15 protein-coding genes are annotated in these 15441 nt (G+C 66.2%); 14 read left to right on the top strand and 1 reads right to left on the bottom strand.

Annotated features, from left to right (window positions below; translation table 11 throughout):
* Positions 1–5 precede the first annotated feature (5 nt).
* Positions 6–704 carry a Bax inhibitor-1/YccA family protein gene (locus tag WS95_RS17255; protein ID WP_034207445.1) on the bottom strand — a complete coding sequence of 233 codons (699 nt, stop codon included), beginning with the start codon at positions 702–704 and terminating at the stop codon, positions 6–8.
* Between the two features lie 249 nt (positions 705–953).
* Here WS95_RS17255 and ndk point away from each other — a divergent pair, with 249 nt between their 5' ends.
* From ndk to WS95_RS17185, 14 genes are all read left to right on the top strand, one after another.
* Positions 954–1379: a nucleoside-diphosphate kinase gene (ndk, locus tag WS95_RS17250; RefSeq protein WP_040144283.1), complete on the top strand. Its 426-nt coding sequence runs from the start codon at positions 954–956 to the stop codon at positions 1377–1379.
* A gap of 55 nt (positions 1380–1434) precedes the next feature.
* On the top strand, positions 1435–2574 hold the full coding sequence (gene rlmN, locus WS95_RS17245) for a 23S rRNA (adenine(2503)-C(2))-methyltransferase RlmN (protein WP_059824800.1): 1140 nt from the start codon (positions 1435–1437) through the stop codon (positions 2572–2574).
* Positions 2575–2737: 163 nt separating this feature from the next.
* Positions 2738–3754: a helix-turn-helix domain-containing protein gene (locus tag WS95_RS17240; protein ID WP_059824798.1), complete on the top strand. Its 1017-nt coding sequence runs from the start codon at positions 2738–2740 to the stop codon at positions 3752–3754.
* A 112-nt stretch (positions 3755–3866) separates the two neighbouring features.
* Complete coding sequence (ispG, locus tag WS95_RS17235) at positions 3867–5171, top strand: flavodoxin-dependent (E)-4-hydroxy-3-methylbut-2-enyl-diphosphate synthase (protein WP_034207441.1); 1305 nt, start codon at positions 3867–3869, stop codon at positions 5169–5171.
* 20 nt (positions 5172–5191) lie between these two features.
* Positions 5192–6532 carry a histidine--tRNA ligase gene (gene hisS / locus WS95_RS17230; protein ID WP_034207440.1) on the top strand — a complete coding sequence of 447 codons (1341 nt, stop codon included), beginning with the start codon at positions 5192–5194 and terminating at the stop codon, positions 6530–6532.
* A gap of 55 nt (positions 6533–6587) precedes the next feature.
* Positions 6588–7217 carry a tetratricopeptide repeat protein gene (locus WS95_RS17225; RefSeq protein ID WP_059504921.1) on the top strand — a complete coding sequence of 210 codons (630 nt, stop codon included), beginning with the start codon at positions 6588–6590 and terminating at the stop codon, positions 7215–7217.
* Between the two features lie 41 nt (positions 7218–7258).
* On the top strand, positions 7259–8404 hold the full coding sequence (bamB, locus tag WS95_RS17220) for an outer membrane protein assembly factor BamB (RefSeq protein WP_034207438.1): 1146 nt from the start codon (positions 7259–7261) through the stop codon (positions 8402–8404).
* Positions 8405–8651: 247 nt separating this feature from the next.
* Positions 8652–9989 carry a ribosome biogenesis GTPase Der gene (gene der / locus WS95_RS17215; protein WP_052100298.1) on the top strand — a complete coding sequence of 446 codons (1338 nt, stop codon included), beginning with the start codon at positions 8652–8654 and terminating at the stop codon, positions 9987–9989.
* A gap of 141 nt (positions 9990–10130) precedes the next feature.
* Positions 10131–10370 carry an RNA chaperone Hfq gene (gene hfq, locus WS95_RS17210; protein WP_006399927.1) on the top strand — a complete coding sequence of 80 codons (240 nt, stop codon included), beginning with the start codon at positions 10131–10133 and terminating at the stop codon, positions 10368–10370.
* A gap of 72 nt (positions 10371–10442) precedes the next feature.
* Positions 10443–11615 carry a GTPase HflX gene (hflX, locus tag WS95_RS17205; RefSeq protein WP_179949341.1) on the top strand — a complete coding sequence of 391 codons (1173 nt, stop codon included), beginning with the start codon at positions 10443–10445 and terminating at the stop codon, positions 11613–11615.
* Positions 11616–11662: 47 nt separating this feature from the next.
* Positions 11663–13009, top strand: coding sequence for an FtsH protease activity modulator HflK (hflK, locus tag WS95_RS17200; RefSeq protein WP_059824796.1), 1347 nt, complete (start codon positions 11663–11665; stop codon positions 13007–13009).
* 15 nt (positions 13010–13024) lie between these two features.
* On the top strand, positions 13025–13924 hold the full coding sequence (gene hflC / locus WS95_RS17195) for a protease modulator HflC (protein WP_059824794.1): 900 nt from the start codon (positions 13025–13027) through the stop codon (positions 13922–13924).
* A 36-nt stretch (positions 13925–13960) separates the two neighbouring features.
* Positions 13961–14152, top strand: coding sequence for a DUF2065 domain-containing protein (locus WS95_RS17190; RefSeq protein WP_034207433.1), 192 nt, complete (start codon positions 13961–13963; stop codon positions 14150–14152).
* A gap of 111 nt (positions 14153–14263) precedes the next feature.
* Complete coding sequence (locus tag WS95_RS17185) at positions 14264–15412, top strand: ATP phosphoribosyltransferase regulatory subunit (RefSeq protein ID WP_034207432.1); 1149 nt, start codon at positions 14264–14266, stop codon at positions 15410–15412.
* Positions 15413–15441 lie beyond the last annotated feature (29 nt).

The raw sequence follows: 15441 nt of genomic DNA, 5'->3' as shown, positions 1-15441 counted from the left end.
GAACGTCAGTTGCGGTTGCCGCCGAAGATGCCGAGCAGCGCGAGCAGGTTCGTGAACACGTTGTACAGGTCGAGGTAGATCGCGAGCGTGGCCGAGATGTAGTTCGTCTCGCCGCCGTTCACGACGCGCTGGACGTCGAACAGCATGTAAGCCGAGAAGATCGCGATCGCGAGCACCGACACGGTGAGCATCAGCGCCGGCAGTTGCAGGAAGATGTTCGCGACCGACGCGAGCAGGATCACGATCACGCCCATGAACAGCCACTTGCCGAGCCCGGAGAAGTCGCGCTTGCTGACGGTGGCGATCGTCGCCATCGCGGCGAAGATGATGCCGGTGCCGCCGAACGCGAGCATGATCAGCGACGGGCCGTTCGAGAAGCCGAGGATGAAGCTCAGCAGCCGCGACAGCATCAGGCCCATGAAGAACGTGAAGCCGAGCAGCACGAACACGCCGGCCGCGCTGTTCTTGGTCCGCTCGATCGCGAACATGAAGCCGAACGCGATCGCGAAGAACGCGAGCAGGCTCATCATCGGGCTCGTGGCCGCGAACAGCGAGAAGCCCGTCGCGACGCCGACCCAGGCGCCCAGCACGGTCGGCACCATCGACAGCGCGAGCAGCCAGTACGTGTTCCGCAGCACGCGGTTGCGCACCGCGGCGGTGCTGACGGAACCGCCGCGGCCGAAATTGTACGGATAGTCGTTCATGGTTTCTCCTAACATTGAACGCGTGGGCGTCCGGGGCCGGTCCGGCGCGCGGGATGTGCGGCGCAGCAAACCGGGGCAGCTATGGCTAAGATACGTTCCGTGCCGCGAGGTTTCAATGGATCGACGGCACAAAACATATGGATTCTGAACCTTTCATTCGTGTAAGGGTTCAATCGCAATGATACACGGGATCGTGCTACAATAGCGGATTCATTTGAACCTGTAACTTCTTAATTTTTTGGAGTTTTTATGGCAATCGAGCGCACCCTGTCGATCATCAAGCCGGATGCGGTGGCAAAGAACGTGATCGGCCAGATCTACAGCCGTTTCGAAGGCGCCGGCCTGAAGATCGTCGCAGCGCGCATGGCGCACCTGTCGCGTGCCGACGCAGAGAAGTTCTACGCAGTTCACGCAGCGCGTCCGTTTTTCAAGGACCTCGTCGATTTCATGATCTCGGGCCCGGTGATGATCCAGGTTCTGGAAGGTGAAGGCGCGATCCTGAAGAACCGCGACCTGATGGGCGCAACGGATCCGAAGAAGGCGGAAAAGGGCACGATCCGCGCCGACTTCGCCGACAGCATCGACGCGAACGCCGTGCACGGCTCGGACGCTGCGGAAACGGCAGCGGTCGAAATCGCGTTCTTCTTCCCGGAAATGAACGTTTACTCGCGTTAAGCCCTGGCTGACAGCAAGTAGGCAGGATTCAGCGCACGCGGCAAGGCAGCACATCATGACGAGCGAAACTTCCGTCAATCTTCTCGACTTCGACGCCGAGGGTCTTGTCGCGTACTGCGGCAGCCTGGGCGAGAAGCCGTTCCGCGCCAAGCAGTTGCAGCGCTGGATCCACCAGTACAACGCCGGCGATTTCGACGGCATGACCGATCTCGCGAAGTCCCTGAGGGAGAAGCTCAAGGGCCGCGCATCGATCGTGATGCCGGACATCGTCAGCGATCACGTTTCCACCGACGGCACGCGCAAGTGGCTGATCGACGTCGGAAACGGCAATGCGGTCGAAACCGTGTTCATCCCGGAAGAGACGCGCGGCACGCTGTGCGTGTCGTCGCAGGCCGGGTGCGCGGTGAACTGCCGCTTCTGCTCGACGGGCAAGCAGGGCTTCTCCCGCAACCTGTCGACAGCCGAAATCATCGGCCAGCTCCGGATGGCCGAATTTGCATTGCGAGCGTCGCTGGGCCGCGCGCCCGGCCCGAACGGCAAGGCCGAACGGGTCGTGACCAACGTGGTGATGATGGGCATGGGCGAGCCGCTCCTGAATTACAGCGCGGTCGTGCCCGCGATGCGGTTGATGCTCGACGACAACGCGTACGGCCTGTCGCGCCGTCGCGTCACGCTGTCGACGTCCGGCGTGGTGCCGATGATGGACCGCCTCGGCGCCGAGTTGCCGGTCGCGCTGGCCGTTTCGCTGCATGCGCCGAACGATGCGCTGCGCGACGAGCTGGTGCCGCTCAACAAGAAGTATCCGCTTCGCGAGCTGATGGCTGCGTGCCAGCGCTATCTGCAAGTCGCGCCGCGCGACTTCATCACGTTCGAATACTGCATGCTCGACGGCGTCAACGACACCGAAGCGCATGCGCGCGAACTGCTGGCCGTCACGCGCGACGTGCCGTGCAAGTTCAACCTGATCCCGTTCAATCCGTTTCCGGAATCGGGCCTCATCCGCTCGAAGTCGGAGCAGATCAAGCGCTTCGCGCAGGTCCTCATCGACGCGGGTGTCGTCACGACCGTGCGCAAGACGCGCGGCGACGACATCGACGCCGCGTGCGGGCAACTGGCCGGCGCGGTGAAGGATCGTACGCGCCTTGCGGAACGAACGGGCGCAGCAGGAAAAATCATCGAAGTTCGGGCAGTTTGACGGGGGCGCCTGGCCGGGGTGCCCGAACCCTTTGGCGGTGCAACACGCGAATAGCGATCGGTCGCGGCGCCTCGGCGCCGCGCATGGCATGAACCGTTGCGGATGCCGGCCGGCGGGAGCCGGCGGCAGCCGCCAGTGAAGAAGAATCGACGCGAGGACAAGGATGAGTGAGCCGCAGCCGTCTAACGGCGCAGAGACGAATGCCGCGAAGCCGGCACCGGCGGGACTGGAATCGCTGGCGGCGGTCGGCAGCCGGCTGGCGCAGCTTCGGGAGGCGAAGGGCTGGTCGGTCGACGACGTGTCGGCGCGACTCAAGGTCGCTCCGCAAAAGCTCCGGGCGCTCGAGGCTGGCGACATCAGCCATTTGCCCGGCGTGACGTTCGCGCTCGGGGTCGTGCGCAGCTACGCGAAGATGCTCGGCGTCGATCCGGAACCGTTCGCGCAGGCGTTGCGCCGCGAGCGCGGGGTGCCGGAAGTCGACCTGTCGATGCCTGCGTCGTCGGGCACGGATCTGCCGCGCGGCCGCGTGTCGATTCCGCTGGGCGGCTCGTCGCGCCACCATCCGTGGCTGTGGGGAACGGGGATCGTCATCGTCGCGGTGGTCGCCGTACTGATGTGGCACACTGGCGGCGATTCGTCGAGTCTGCTCGCACGCTTGAAGGGCAGCGACGCCGAACATGCATCGGCCGCGAGCGCGGCGGCGGCATCGTCGTCTGCCGAAGAAGCGGCTGCGAATGGCGCATCGGCGGCGGTTGCGAATGAGGTTCCGGCCCCGGCTGCTGCATCGGCTGCCCCGGCGCAGTCGATCGCGTCGGCCGTCCCGGCGCCCGCGGCCCCGGTCGCGACGGCTGCCGCATCGCAGCCCGTGGCGGCAACGGCGGCGGCCAGCACGGCCGCGCCGGCCCAGCCGGCGAGCGTCGTGGTGGCGGCAGGCCAGTCGATGGTCGAACTGAAGGTCAAGCAGGATTGCTGGTTCAGCGTGCGCGACAAGAACGGCAAGGAGCTGTTCTCGGCGCTGGTGCGCGCCGGCGAAACGAAGCAGGTTGCCGGTGACGGGCCGTTCAAGGTCACGATCGGCAACAAGGCCGGTCTCGACACCGTTGCGTTCGACGGAAAACCGGTCGATCCGGCAAAATATTCGGCAGCGCGGGGTAACGTGGCGCGGTTCACGTTGCCCTGACGTCAAGCGCCGTGGCGAAGGCTTGCCGTCGATATCGGCAGGCCGTGAGGGCACGGCGCTTTTTCAATTCATGCGCCGTGTCGCGGCGCATTCCGCGTAAATGGATCTATCGATGCAATCCGAAGCTCAATCCCCACGCAGCAGTCAGATTTGTTCAACCGAACCGGTGTTCGGCGGGCATCAGCCGCGCCGTGTATCGCATGCGGTGGATGTCCGCTGGGGCGGGCAACTCGTGACGATCGGCGGCGACGCGCCGGTGCGCGTGCAGTCGATGACGAATACCGACACGGCCGATGCGATCGGTACGGCGATCCAGATCAAGGAACTCGCGAACGCGGGCTCCGAACTGGTGCGCATCACGGTCAACACACCCGAAGCCGCGGCCGCCGTGCCGGCGATTCGCGAGCAACTCGACCGGATGGGCGTGACCGTGCCGCTCGTCGGCGATTTCCACTACAACGGCCACCTGCTGCTGCGCGACTACCCGGGCTGCGCGGAGTCGCTGTCGAAGTACCGGATCAACCCCGGTAACGTCGGTCAGGGCGCGAAGCGCGACACGCAGTTCGCGCAGATGATCGAGGCCGCGGCGAAGTACGACAAGCCGGTGCGGATCGGCGTGAACTGGGGCAGCCTCGACCAGGATCTGCTCGCGCGCATGATGGACGAAAACGGCGCGCGCGCGCAGCCGTGGGACGCGCAGAGCGTGATGTACGAGGCGCTGATCCAGTCGGCGATCGGCTCGGCCGAACGCGCGGTGGAGCTGGGCCTCGGCCGCGACCGCATCGTGCTGTCGTGCAAGGTCAGCGGCGTGCAGGACCTGATCGCCGTGTACCGCGAACTCGGCCGCCGCTGCGGCTTCGCGCTGCACCTCGGGCTGACCGAGGCCGGCATGGGCTCGAAGGGGATCGTCGCATCGACGGCGGCGCTCGGCGTGCTGCTGCAGGAAGGGATCGGCGACACGATCCGCATCTCGCTGACGCCGGAGCCGGGCGCGCCGCGTACGGGCGAAGTGATCGTCGGCCAGGAAATCCTCCAGACGATGGGCCTGCGCTCGTTCGCGCCGATGGTGATCGCGTGCCCGGGCTGCGGCCGCACGACGAGCACGCTGTTCCAGGAACTCGCGATGCAGATCCAGACCTACCTGCGCGAGCAGATGCCGGTCTGGCGCAAGGAATATCCGGGCGTCGAGAAGATGAACGTCGCGGTGATGGGCTGCATCGTCAACGGCCCGGGCGAATCGAAGCACGCGAACATCGGCATCAGCCTGCCGGGGTCGGGCGAGAACCCGGCCGCGCCCGTCTTCATCGACGGCGAGAAGGTCAAGACGCTGCGCGGCGAGCGGATCGCCGAGGAATTCCAGCAGATCGTCAGCGACTACGTCGCACGCAATTACGGCCGCACCGAGGCCCTGAACTAATTCGTCCACACACACGAACGATGACTGAACAGAAACGCAAGATCGAGAAGCTCACCGGCGTCAAAGGCATGAACGACATCCTTCCGCAGGATGCCGGCCTGTGGGAATTCTTCGAAGCTACCGTGAAATCGCTGCTGCGCGCGTACGGCTACCAGAACATCCGCACGCCGATCGTCGAACATACGCAGCTCTTCACGCGCGGCATCGGCGAAGTCACCGACATCGTCGAGAAGGAGATGTACAGCTTCACCGACGCGCTGAACGGCGAGAACCTGACGATGCGCCCGGAAAACACCGCGGCGGTCGTGCGCGCATCGATCGAGCACAACATGCTGTACGACGGCCCGAAGCGCCTGTGGTACATCGGCCCGATGTTCCGTCACGAGCGTCCGCAGCGCGGCCGCTATCGCCAGTTTCACCAGGTCGGCGTCGAGGCGCTCGGCTTCGCGGGTCCCGATGCGGATGCCGAGATCATCATGATGTGCCAGCGCCTGTGGGACGACCTCGGCTTGACCGGCATCAAGCTCGAGATCAATTCGCTCGGCCTTGCCGAGGAGCGCGCCGCGCACCGCGTCGAGCTGATCAAGTACCTCGAGCAGTTCGCGGACGTGCTCGACGAGGACGCAAAGCGCCGCCTGTATACGAACCCGCTGCGCGTGCTCGACACGAAGAATCCCGCGCTGCAGGAAATCGCGCAGAACGCGCCGAAGCTGATCGACTTCCTCGGCGACGAATCGCGTGCGCACTTCGAAGGGCTGCAGCGCCTGCTGCTCGCGAACAACATTCCGTTCAAGATCAACCCGCGTCTCGTGCGCGGCCTCGATTACTACAACCTGACCGTGTTCGAATGGGTGACCGACAAGCTCGGCGCGCAGGGCACGGTCGCGGCCGGCGGCCGCTACGATCCGCTGATCGAGCAGCTCGGCGGCAAGCCGACCGCCGCGTGCGGCTGGGCGATGGGTATCGAGCGCATCCTCGAGCTGTTGAAGGAGGAGGATCTGGCGCCCGAGCAGGAAGGCGTCGACGTGTATGTGGTGCATCAGGGCGAAACCGCGCGCGAACAGGCTTTCATCGCGGCCGAGCGCCTGCGCGACACGGGCCTCGACGTGATCTTCCACTGCAGCGCCGACGGCGCGCCGGCGAGTTTCAAGTCGCAGATGAAGCGGGCCGATGCAAGCGGCGCCGCGTTCGCGGTGATCTTCGGCGAAGAAGAGGTCGCGAACGGCACGGTGGGCGTGAAAGCGTTGCGCGGCGCGGGTGCGGAAGGGGAAAAGAACGTTCAGCAGACCGTACCGGTCGAAAGCTTGACCGAATTCCTAATCAATGCGATGGTTGCATCCGCCGAAGACGGCGACGACTGATCGCGCTCGCATTCGCTCGACAAGAAAAGCCTGAACAGGAAGGAATCGCTCGCCGATGAGTTATCACGACGAACAAGAATCGATTGAAAATCTCAAGGCGTGGTGGGCCCGCTGGGGCAACCTCACCACGTGGATCGTGCTCGCGGCGCTCGTCGTCGCGGCCGGTTTCAACGGCTGGAACTACTGGCAGCGCCGTCAGGCTGCCGAGGCGTCCGGGCTGTACGAGCAAGTCCAGAAGGCTGCCGCCGCGAACGACAAGGCAACGATGGCCCGCGCGGCTGCCGACATGGAAGACAAGTTCGGCAGCACGCCGTATGCGCAGATGACGGCGCTTGCGGCCGCGAAGACGCTGTATGCGGCCGGCGACGCGGCAGGCGCGAAGGCGCAACTGCAATGGGCCGTCGATCATGCCAAGGACGACGAGTACAAGCAGATCGCGAAGCTGCGCCTCGCGTCGCTGCTGCTCGACGAGAAGGCGTACGATGCAGGCCTCGCGCTGCTCTCGGGTACGCCGGTCGATGCATTCAAGGGCCTCGTGGCCGATCGTCGCGGCGATCTGCTGGCCGCGCAAGGCAAGACCGACGATGCGCGCGCGGCTTACAAGCTCGCGCTCGACGGCCTGTCGAAGGACGACCAGTCCGCGCGCCAGCTCGTGCAGTTCAAGCTGGACGCGCTCGGCGGCTGAATCCCGGTCCCCTCAACCTCTTAACTCTGCTTCGCTAACCGATGAATTTGCTGAAACGTTACGCTGTGCCCGTTGCCTGCGCGGCGGCTGTCCTCGCTCTGGCGGCTTGCTCGTCGTCGAAGGACGCGCGCCGCGTGCCGACGCCGCTCACCGAGTTCAAGCCTGTCCTGGACGTGCAACAGGTCTGGAAGGCGAGCGTCGGCAAGGGCGGACGCTACCTGTTCTCGCCGGTGGCCGTGGGCGACGCCGTTTATGCGGCGGGCGAAAACGGTTCGGTCGAGAAGATCGACGCGAAGACGGGCCAGACGCTCTGGCGCTCGAAGGTCGGTTCGGACTTGTCGGCCGGTGTCGGCAGCGATGGCAACCTGACCGCGGTCGGCGCGTTGAAGGGCGGCGTGTTCGTGCTGGGCCCGGACGGCAAGCAGCTGTGGAAGACCAGCGTGCAGGGCGAGATCTTCTCGCCGCCGCTCGTCGGTAACGGTCTCGTGATCGTCCGCACGATCGACGGCCAGGTGATCGCGTTCAACGCGCAGACGGGCGAGCAGAAGTGGGCCTACCGCAACCGTGCGGTGCCGCTGAACCTGCGCGTGTCGGCCGGCATGACGTTCGCGGGCGACGCGGCCGTGCTGGCGGGCTTCCCGGGCGGCGGGCTGGTCGCGATCAACCTGCAGACGGGCGAGCCGTTCTGGCAGACCCCGGTGTCGTTCCCGAAGGGCGTGACCGAGGTCGAGCGCATCAACGACGTCAGCGGCCCGCCGACGCTCGTGGGGGCGGAAGCCTGCGCGGTGACGTTCCAGGGTCAGCTCGGCTGCTTCGATGCGAACTCGGGCCGTCCGCTGTGGGAAAAGCCGTTTTCGAGCCGCAGCGGCCTCGCGCAGGACGATTCGGTGGTCGCCGGCGGCGACGACTGGTCGGTCGTCACCGCATACGACGCGGCCACGGGCAACCAGCTCTGGCGCAACGACAAGCTGAAGAGCCGCGACGTCGGCGTGCCGTATCTGCTCGGGCATGCGGTCGTGATGGGTGATTACAAGGGCTTCGTGCACTTCCTGTCGCGCGAGGACGGCAGCTTCATCGCGCGGATGAAGACCGACGGCAGCGCGATTACGGCGGCGCCGGTCCTCGCGGGCAATACGCTCGTCGTGCAGACGAAGGACGGCGGCCTGTACGGGTTCCGTCCGCGCTGACACGCAGGAAACCGGCGTGGCCGTGGCGTGGCGGGCAGGGCCCGCGCGTCGCGGCCGCGCGACTTGACGGCGGCCGGTGTTCCCGGCCGCTCGGTATTTGAAAGGCAGTTCGAGACGAAAGACGACGGCGCGCAACGCGCGCCGGGCGCGCGCATCCGGCGCGGCGCGAATTCGTGATATTTTCATTCAGCGCAGCCGCCCGCAGCAGCGGGCCTCCCGCTGCTGCGCTTCACCGTAGAAAACACAGATGAAACCGGTCATTGCCCTCGTTGGGCGCCCCAATGTGGGGAAATCCACGCTGTTCAACCGGCTCACGCGCTCGCGCGATGCGCTGGTCGCCGACTTGCCGGGCCTCACGCGCGATCGCCATTACGGCGAAGGGCGCGTCGGCGCGCGGCCGTACCTGGTCGTCGATACCGGCGGCTTCGAGCCCGTCGCGAAGGACGGCATCCTGCACGAAATGGCGCGCCAGACGCGGCAGGCCGTCGAGGAAGCCGACGTCGTCGTGTTCATCGTCGACGGCCGCAACGGGCTCGCGCCGCAGGACAAGTCGATCGCCGACTACCTGCGCAAGACCGGCCGGCCGATCTTCCTGGTCGTCAACAAGGCCGAGGGGATGAAGTACACGGCGGTCGCGACGGATTTCTACGAGCTCGGGCTCGGCGATCCGCGCGCGATCTCGGCCGCGCACGGCGACGGCGTGACCGACATGATCAACGAGGCGCTCGAAGTCGCGTACGCGGGCCAGCCCGAGGAGGCGGACGAGGACGATCCGTCGCGCGGCATCAAGATCGCGATCGTCGGTCGTCCGAACGTCGGGAAGTCGACGCTCGTCAACGCATTGATCGGCGAAGACCGCGTGATCGCGTTCGACATGCCGGGCACGACGCGCGATTCGATCTACGTCGACTTCGAGCGTAACGGCAAGAAATACACGCTGATCGACACGGCGGGCCTGCGGCGCCGCGGCAAGGTGTTCGAGGCGATCGAGAAGTTCTCGGTCGTGAAGACGCTGCAATCGATTTCCGACGCGAACGTCGTCATTCTTCTGCTGGATGCGCAGCAGGACATTTCCGACCAGGACGCGCACATCGCCGGCTTCGTCGTCGAGCAGGGCCGCGCGCTCGTGATCGGCGTCAACAAGTGGGATGGCCTCGACGACCACGCGCGCGACCGCGCGAAAGCGGATTTGACCCGCAAGCTGAAATTCCTCGACTTCGCGAAATCGCACTTCATTTCCGCCGCGAAGAAGACGGGTATCGGCGCGCTGATGCGCTCGGTCGACGACGCCTACGCGGCGGCGATGTCGAAGCTGCCGACGCCGAAGCTCACGCGCGCGCTGATCGAGGCCGTCGAATTCCAGCAGCCGCGCCGTCGCGGCCCGGTGCGTCCGAAGCTGCGCTACGCGCACCAGGGCGGCCAGAATCCGCCGATCATCGTGATTCACGGCAACGCGCTCGATGCGGTGACGGAAACCTACAAGCGCTACCTCGAAAACCGATTCCGCGAAACTTTCTCGCTGACCGGGACTCCATTGCGCATAGAGTTCCGTTCGTCGAACAACCCGTACGCGGACAAGGGCTGAAGCATGTCCCGCAACGGCCAGGCCGCATGGCCTATGCCCGGGCGGGGCAGGCAAAATCGGCTATAGTGTAGCGATTGGCGCCGGATCTCTTTTTCTTCGCCGCCAATCCAGATCAACCTGCAAAAAAAGATGGAGTACGCCATGAGCAACAAAGGGCAATTGTTACAAGACCCGTTTTTGAACGCACTGCGCAAAGAGCACGTTCCCGTTTCGATCTACCTCGTCAACGGCATCAAGCTTCAAGGGAACATTGAATCGTTCGACCAGTACGTCGTGTTGCTCCGTAATACGGTGACCCAGATGGTTTACAAGCACGCCATCTCGACGGTCGTGCCGGCGCGCCCGGTGAATTTCCACCCGGACGCGGAAGCCTCGTCCTAACCTATCGCAGCGGCCGGCATCCGGTCGCCGCGAGCGACCGATGCCAGCCGCCTTATCTTGACACCCGATAATTTGATCAACGCAGCGCTCGTCGGCATCGATTTCGGCAAGACCGATTTCGAAGCCAGTCTCGAAGAACTCAGTCTTCTCGCCTCCAGTGCGGGGGCCCGTCCCGCCGTCACCCTCACGGGTCGTCGCTCAAGTCCCGATGCCAAGATGTTCATCGGCAGCGGCAAAGCCGAAGAGCTGCGGCTTGCCTGCGACGCGCACAACGTCGAGATCGTCATCTTCAACCATGCGCTGGCACCCGCCCAGCAACGCAATCTGGAGCAGGCGCTTAACAGGCGCGTGGTCGATCGCACGAGCCTCATCCTCGACATCTTCGCGCAGCGTGCCCGCAGCCATGAAGGCAAGCTGCAGGTCGAGCTCGCGCAGCTTCAATACCTGTCGACCCGCCTCATTCGCGCATGGACCCACCTCGAGCGGCAAAAGGGCGGTATCGGCCTGCGCGGCCCCGGCGAAACCCAGCTCGAAACCGACCGCCGGCTGATCGGCGAACGCATCAAGATGCTGAAGTCGCGGCTCGACCGGCTGCGCCGCCAGCACAGCACGCAGCGCCGGCAGCGCGCGCGCAGCGGCACGATGTCGGTGTCGCTCGTCGGCTATACGAACGCGGGCAAGTCGACGCTGTTCAATGCGCTGACGAAAGCGCAGGCGTACGCGGCCGACCAGCTGTTCGCGACGCTCGATACGACGTCGCGGCGCGTGTACCTCGGCGACGAGGTCGGGCAGATCGTCGTGTCCGATACGGTCGGGTTCATCCGCGAGCTGCCTCACCAGCTCGTCGCGGCGTTTCGCGCGACCCTCGAGGAAACCATCCATGCGGATCTGCTGCTGCATGTGGTCGATGCGTCGAGCGCGGTCAGGCTCGAGCAGATCGAGCAGGTCAACGGCGTGCTGCACGAGATCGGCGCGGACACGATCCGGCAGGTGCTGGTGTTCAACAAGATCGACGCCGTGCCCGAGCTGGCGGCCCGCGGCGACGCGGTCGAGCGGGACGAGTATGGTAATATTTCGCGCGTCTTTTTGAGCGCGCGCACCGGTCAGGGTCTCGATACGTTGCGTGCCGCCATCGCCGAAATCGCCTCCGCGGAACACCTTTCCAGCGCGACGTTGCCCGACGCGCTCGATGGCACGTCCGCTGAATCGCACGAAGACCATACGATTTCCGAACACGGGCGCTAACCGGTCCCGGCCGGTTCGCCGGCGTCCAATCTGGTGAACAAACTCTGGTGAACGAATACAACGAGCGGAGTACCTGGCGGCGGATGCGCGCCTTGCTGTCGATCAACGATCCCCGCTGGGGACGCGGCGAAGGCAATGGCAAGGACGGATCCCGCCCCCGCGCGAACGAATCGAAGCGTCCGCCAGGCGGCGACGGCGACGGGCCGCCCGATCTCGACGAGATGTGGCGCAATTTCAACCGGCGCCTGAGCGGCCTGTTCGGAGGCAAGGGCGGCAACGGCTTCCGGCCCGACAACGGCCGGGCCGCACGAGTCGGCGTCGGCATCGTGATCGGCGTGCTGGTCGCGATTTATGCGGGCAGCGGGCTGTTCGTCGTACAGGAAGGCCAGACGGGCGTCGTGCTGCAACTCGGCAAGGTGTCGGGCACGGTCGGCCAGGGCGTGCACTGGCGCGCGCCGTATCCGTTCGCGTCGCACGAGATCGTCGACACGTCGCAGGTCCGCTCGATCGAGATCGGCCGCAATAACGTCGTGCGCCTCGCGAACGTCAAGGAAGCCGCGATGCTGACGCGCGATGCCGACATCGTCGACGTGCGCTTCATCGTCCAGTACCGGATCCGTTCCGCCACCGATTACCTGTTCCGCAGCGTCGATCCCGAGCGCAGCGTGTCGCAGGCCGCGCAGGCCGCGGTGCGCGCGATCGTCGGCACGCGCAGCGCGGCCGACATGCTGAACCAGGACCGCGATGCGCTGCGCGAACAGCTTTCGAGCGCGATCCAGCGCGATCTCGACCGCTACCAGTCCGGGCTCGAGGTGACGGCCGTCACGATGCAGAGCGTCGCGGCGCCTGAGCAGACCCAGGCCGCCTACGCCGAAGTCGCGAAGGCGCGCGACGAGCGCGAGGCCGCGAAGCGCGCCGCGCAGGCGTATGCGAGCGACCTGCTGCCGAAGGCGCAGGGCGATGCGGCGAAGCTCGTCGACGAAGCGAAGGCGTATGCCGATCGCGTGGTCACGGAAGCAGAGGGCGACGCGGACCGCTTCAAGCAGGTCTACGCGCAGTACTCGAAGGCGCCCGCGGTCATTCGCGAGCGCATGTACCTCGAGACGATGCAGGAAATCTATTCGAACGCGACAAAGGTGTTCGTCGGCAACAAGGGCGGTAACAGCGTCGTGTACCTGCCGCTCGACAAGCTCGTCGAGCAGGGCCGGCAAAACGCCGCGACGTCGGCCGGCGCGTCCGCCGCCGAGGCGGCGTCGGCACCGGCGGCCACGGCGCCGTCGGCGGCTGCAGCCGCGCCGGCGAGCGCCGTATCGGCCGCCGCCGCGTCAGGTGTCGACGTGTTGCGATCGCGCGACGCGTTTCGCAGCCGGTCGCGTGAAGACGATACGAAGTAACGGGGAGCGCAGAACATGAACCGAATCATTGCGCTCGTCGTCGCAATCGTGATCATTGCCTTCGCGGCGTCGTCGACGGTCCTCACCGTCGATCCGCGCCATACGGCCGTGCTGTCGGGCCGCGACGGCACGCAGCCGGAACTCGCGGGCCCCGGCGTCCATTTCAAGCTGCCGCCGCCGCTGCAGACGGCGACGCTGATCGACACGCGCCTGCAATCGCTCGAGTCGTCCGATCCGCTGCAACTGGCAACCGAAGACAAGCACGACCTGCTCGTCGCGTATGCGGTGAAGTACCGGATCAGCGATCCGATGAAATATTTCACCGCGACGGGCGGCGACCCGGCGGCGGCGAGCGAACGGCTGTCCGGCACGCTGAAGAGTGCGCTCGGCGATGCATTCGGCAAGCGCGCGCTCGACGATGCCCTCGGCGGCCAGCGCGCGATCGCGGATGCGGCCCGCGATGCGGCGAAGGCGAGCGCGGCCGGTTTCGGCGTCGACGTGGTCGACGTCCAGCTCACGCGTGTCGATCTGCCGGCCGCGCAGACGGACGCTGTCTATCAACGGATGATCGGCGCGTTGCGCGATCAGGCGGCGCAGGTGCGTGCGCAAGGCGCGGCCGACGTCGAGCAGATCAAGGCCGATGCCGAACGCGAGCAGCAGGCCGTGCTCGCGAACGCGTACAAGTCCGCGCAGACGATCAAGGGCGAGGGCGATGCGAAGGCCGCGACGATCGCCGCCGATGCGTTCGGCCGCGATCCGCAGTTCTATCAGTTCTACGCGAGCCTGCAAGCCTACCGGAATACGTTCAAGCGCAACGACATCATCGTCGTCGATCCCGACAGCGAGTTCTTCCGCTTCATGCGCAGCCCGACGGGCGGCGCCGCACCGGCGGCACCTGCTCCCCGCAAACATTGACCTTGGGGCGCCGCGTCGAGCGGCGCCGTCGCTCGCATGGACCTGGCTGGCTCGTTGTTGCTCGCAGTAGCGCTGATGCTGATCATCGAGGGGGCGTTCCCCTTCGTGTTTCCCGTCGCCTGGCGCGACACGTTTCGTAGAATAGCCGAGCGGCCGCCGCATCATATCCGGATCGGCGGGCTGATCGTGATGGTGCTCGGGCTCGCGCTGCTGCTGCTCGCGACCTGACCGGCGCCCCGATCCGGAAGGCGCATCCGCCGTTCGTTCCGCCCGATTTCGAAGTTTCGATTCAACTCGCGGCGCGCGTGTCGCGCCGTTTCCCGTCGTAGGACCGTACCGATGTCGACCTGGTTACTTCCCGAGAATATCGCCGACGTACTGCCGTCGGAAGCGCGCAAGATCGAGGAGCTGCGCCGCAGGCTGCTCGACCGCTTCCGTTCGTACGGCTACGAAATGGTGATGCCGCCGTTGCTCGAGTATCTCGAGTCGCTGCTGACGAGCGGCGGCGCCGATCTGCGCCTGCGCACCTTCAAGCTGGTCGACCAGCTGTCGGGCCGCACGCTCGGCCTGCGCGCGGACATCACGCCGCAAGTCGCGCGGATCGACGCGCACCTGTTGAACCGTCAGGGCGTGACGCGCCTCTGCTACGCGGGCCACGTGATGCATACGCGTCCGCGCGGCCTGCACGCGACGCGCGAGCAGATCCAGATCGGCGCCGAAATCTACGGCCACGCCGGGCTCGAAGCCGATCTCGAGATCCAGCAACTGATGCTCGACGCGCTGCATCTCGCGGGCCTGTCGCGCATCCGTCTCGACCTCGGCCACGCGGGCGTGCTCGCGGCGCTGCTGGCGCGCGACGCGCAGGCCGCCGAGCGTGGCGAGTCGCTGTACGACGCGCTGTCGGGCAAGGACGTGCCGCTGCTGAACGAACTCACCGACGATCTCGGTGCCGATACGCGCGCCGCGCTGCGCGCGCTGCCGAACCTCTACGGCGACGCGAGCGTGCTCGCCGAGGCGCGCACGCGCCTGCCGGTGCTGCCCGAAATCACGCAGGCGCTCGACGATCTCGCGCAGCTCGCGTCGCAGGCGAAGGGCGTCGAAGTCGCGATCGATCTCGCCGACCTGCGCGGCTACGCGTATCACAGCGGCGCGATGTTCAGCGCCTACATCGACGGCGTGCCGAACGCGATCGCGCGCGGTGGCCGTTACGACCACGTCGGGCAGGCCTATGGCCGGGCGCGGCCGGCGACCGGCTTCTCGCTCGACCTGCGCGAGCTCGCACGAATTTCGCCGGTCGAGGCGCGCGGCACCGCGATCCTCGCGCCGTGGGCGCAGGACGATGCGCTGGGCGCGGCCGTCGCGGCGCTGCGCGATGCGGGCGAGGTCGTGATCCAGGCGCTGCCGGGCCACGATCACGTGCTCGACGAATTCGCGTGCGATCGTTCGCTCGTCGAGCGCAACGGCGCGTGGGTGGTCGAACCCCGATAAAGAGGTGCTCGCGGGCCGTGCTTCGGCGT

Source organism: Burkholderia sp. MSMB1826, from assembly GCF_001526325.1.
GTDB lineage: Bacteria > Pseudomonadota > Gammaproteobacteria > Burkholderiales > Burkholderiaceae > Burkholderia.
The sequence above is the reverse complement of the archived record's forward strand: the minus strand, read 5'-3'. Positions and strand labels throughout refer to the sequence as shown.

Bases quoted from the DNA above. Each gene is read 5' to 3' on its own strand.
- WS95_RS17255 (WP_034207445.1), bottom strand. From the start codon at position 704: ATGAACGACTATCCGTACAATTTCGGCCGCGGCGGTTCCGTCAGCACC.
- ndk (WP_040144283.1), top strand. From the start codon at position 954: ATGGCAATCGAGCGCACCCTGTCGATCATCAAGCCGGATGCGGTGGCA.
- rlmN (WP_059824800.1), top strand. From the start codon at position 1,435: ATGACGAGCGAAACTTCCGTCAATCTTCTCGACTTCGACGCCGAGGGT.
- WS95_RS17240 (WP_059824798.1), top strand. From the start codon at position 2,738: ATGAGTGAGCCGCAGCCGTCTAACGGCGCAGAGACGAATGCCGCGAAG.
- ispG (WP_034207441.1), top strand. From the start codon at position 3,867: ATGCAATCCGAAGCTCAATCCCCACGCAGCAGTCAGATTTGTTCAACC.
- hisS (WP_034207440.1), top strand. From the start codon at position 5,192: ATGACTGAACAGAAACGCAAGATCGAGAAGCTCACCGGCGTCAAAGGC.
- WS95_RS17225 (WP_059504921.1), top strand. From the start codon at position 6,588: ATGAGTTATCACGACGAACAAGAATCGATTGAAAATCTCAAGGCGTGG.
- bamB (WP_034207438.1), top strand. From the start codon at position 7,259: ATGAATTTGCTGAAACGTTACGCTGTGCCCGTTGCCTGCGCGGCGGCT.
- der (WP_052100298.1), top strand. From the start codon at position 8,652: ATGAAACCGGTCATTGCCCTCGTTGGGCGCCCCAATGTGGGGAAATCC.
- hfq (WP_006399927.1), top strand. From the start codon at position 10,131: ATGAGCAACAAAGGGCAATTGTTACAAGACCCGTTTTTGAACGCACTG.
- hflC (WP_059824794.1), top strand. From the start codon at position 13,025: ATGAACCGAATCATTGCGCTCGTCGTCGCAATCGTGATCATTGCCTTC.
- WS95_RS17190 (WP_034207433.1), top strand. From the start codon at position 13,961: ATGGACCTGGCTGGCTCGTTGTTGCTCGCAGTAGCGCTGATGCTGATC.
- WS95_RS17185 (WP_034207432.1), top strand. From the start codon at position 14,264: ATGTCGACCTGGTTACTTCCCGAGAATATCGCCGACGTACTGCCGTCG.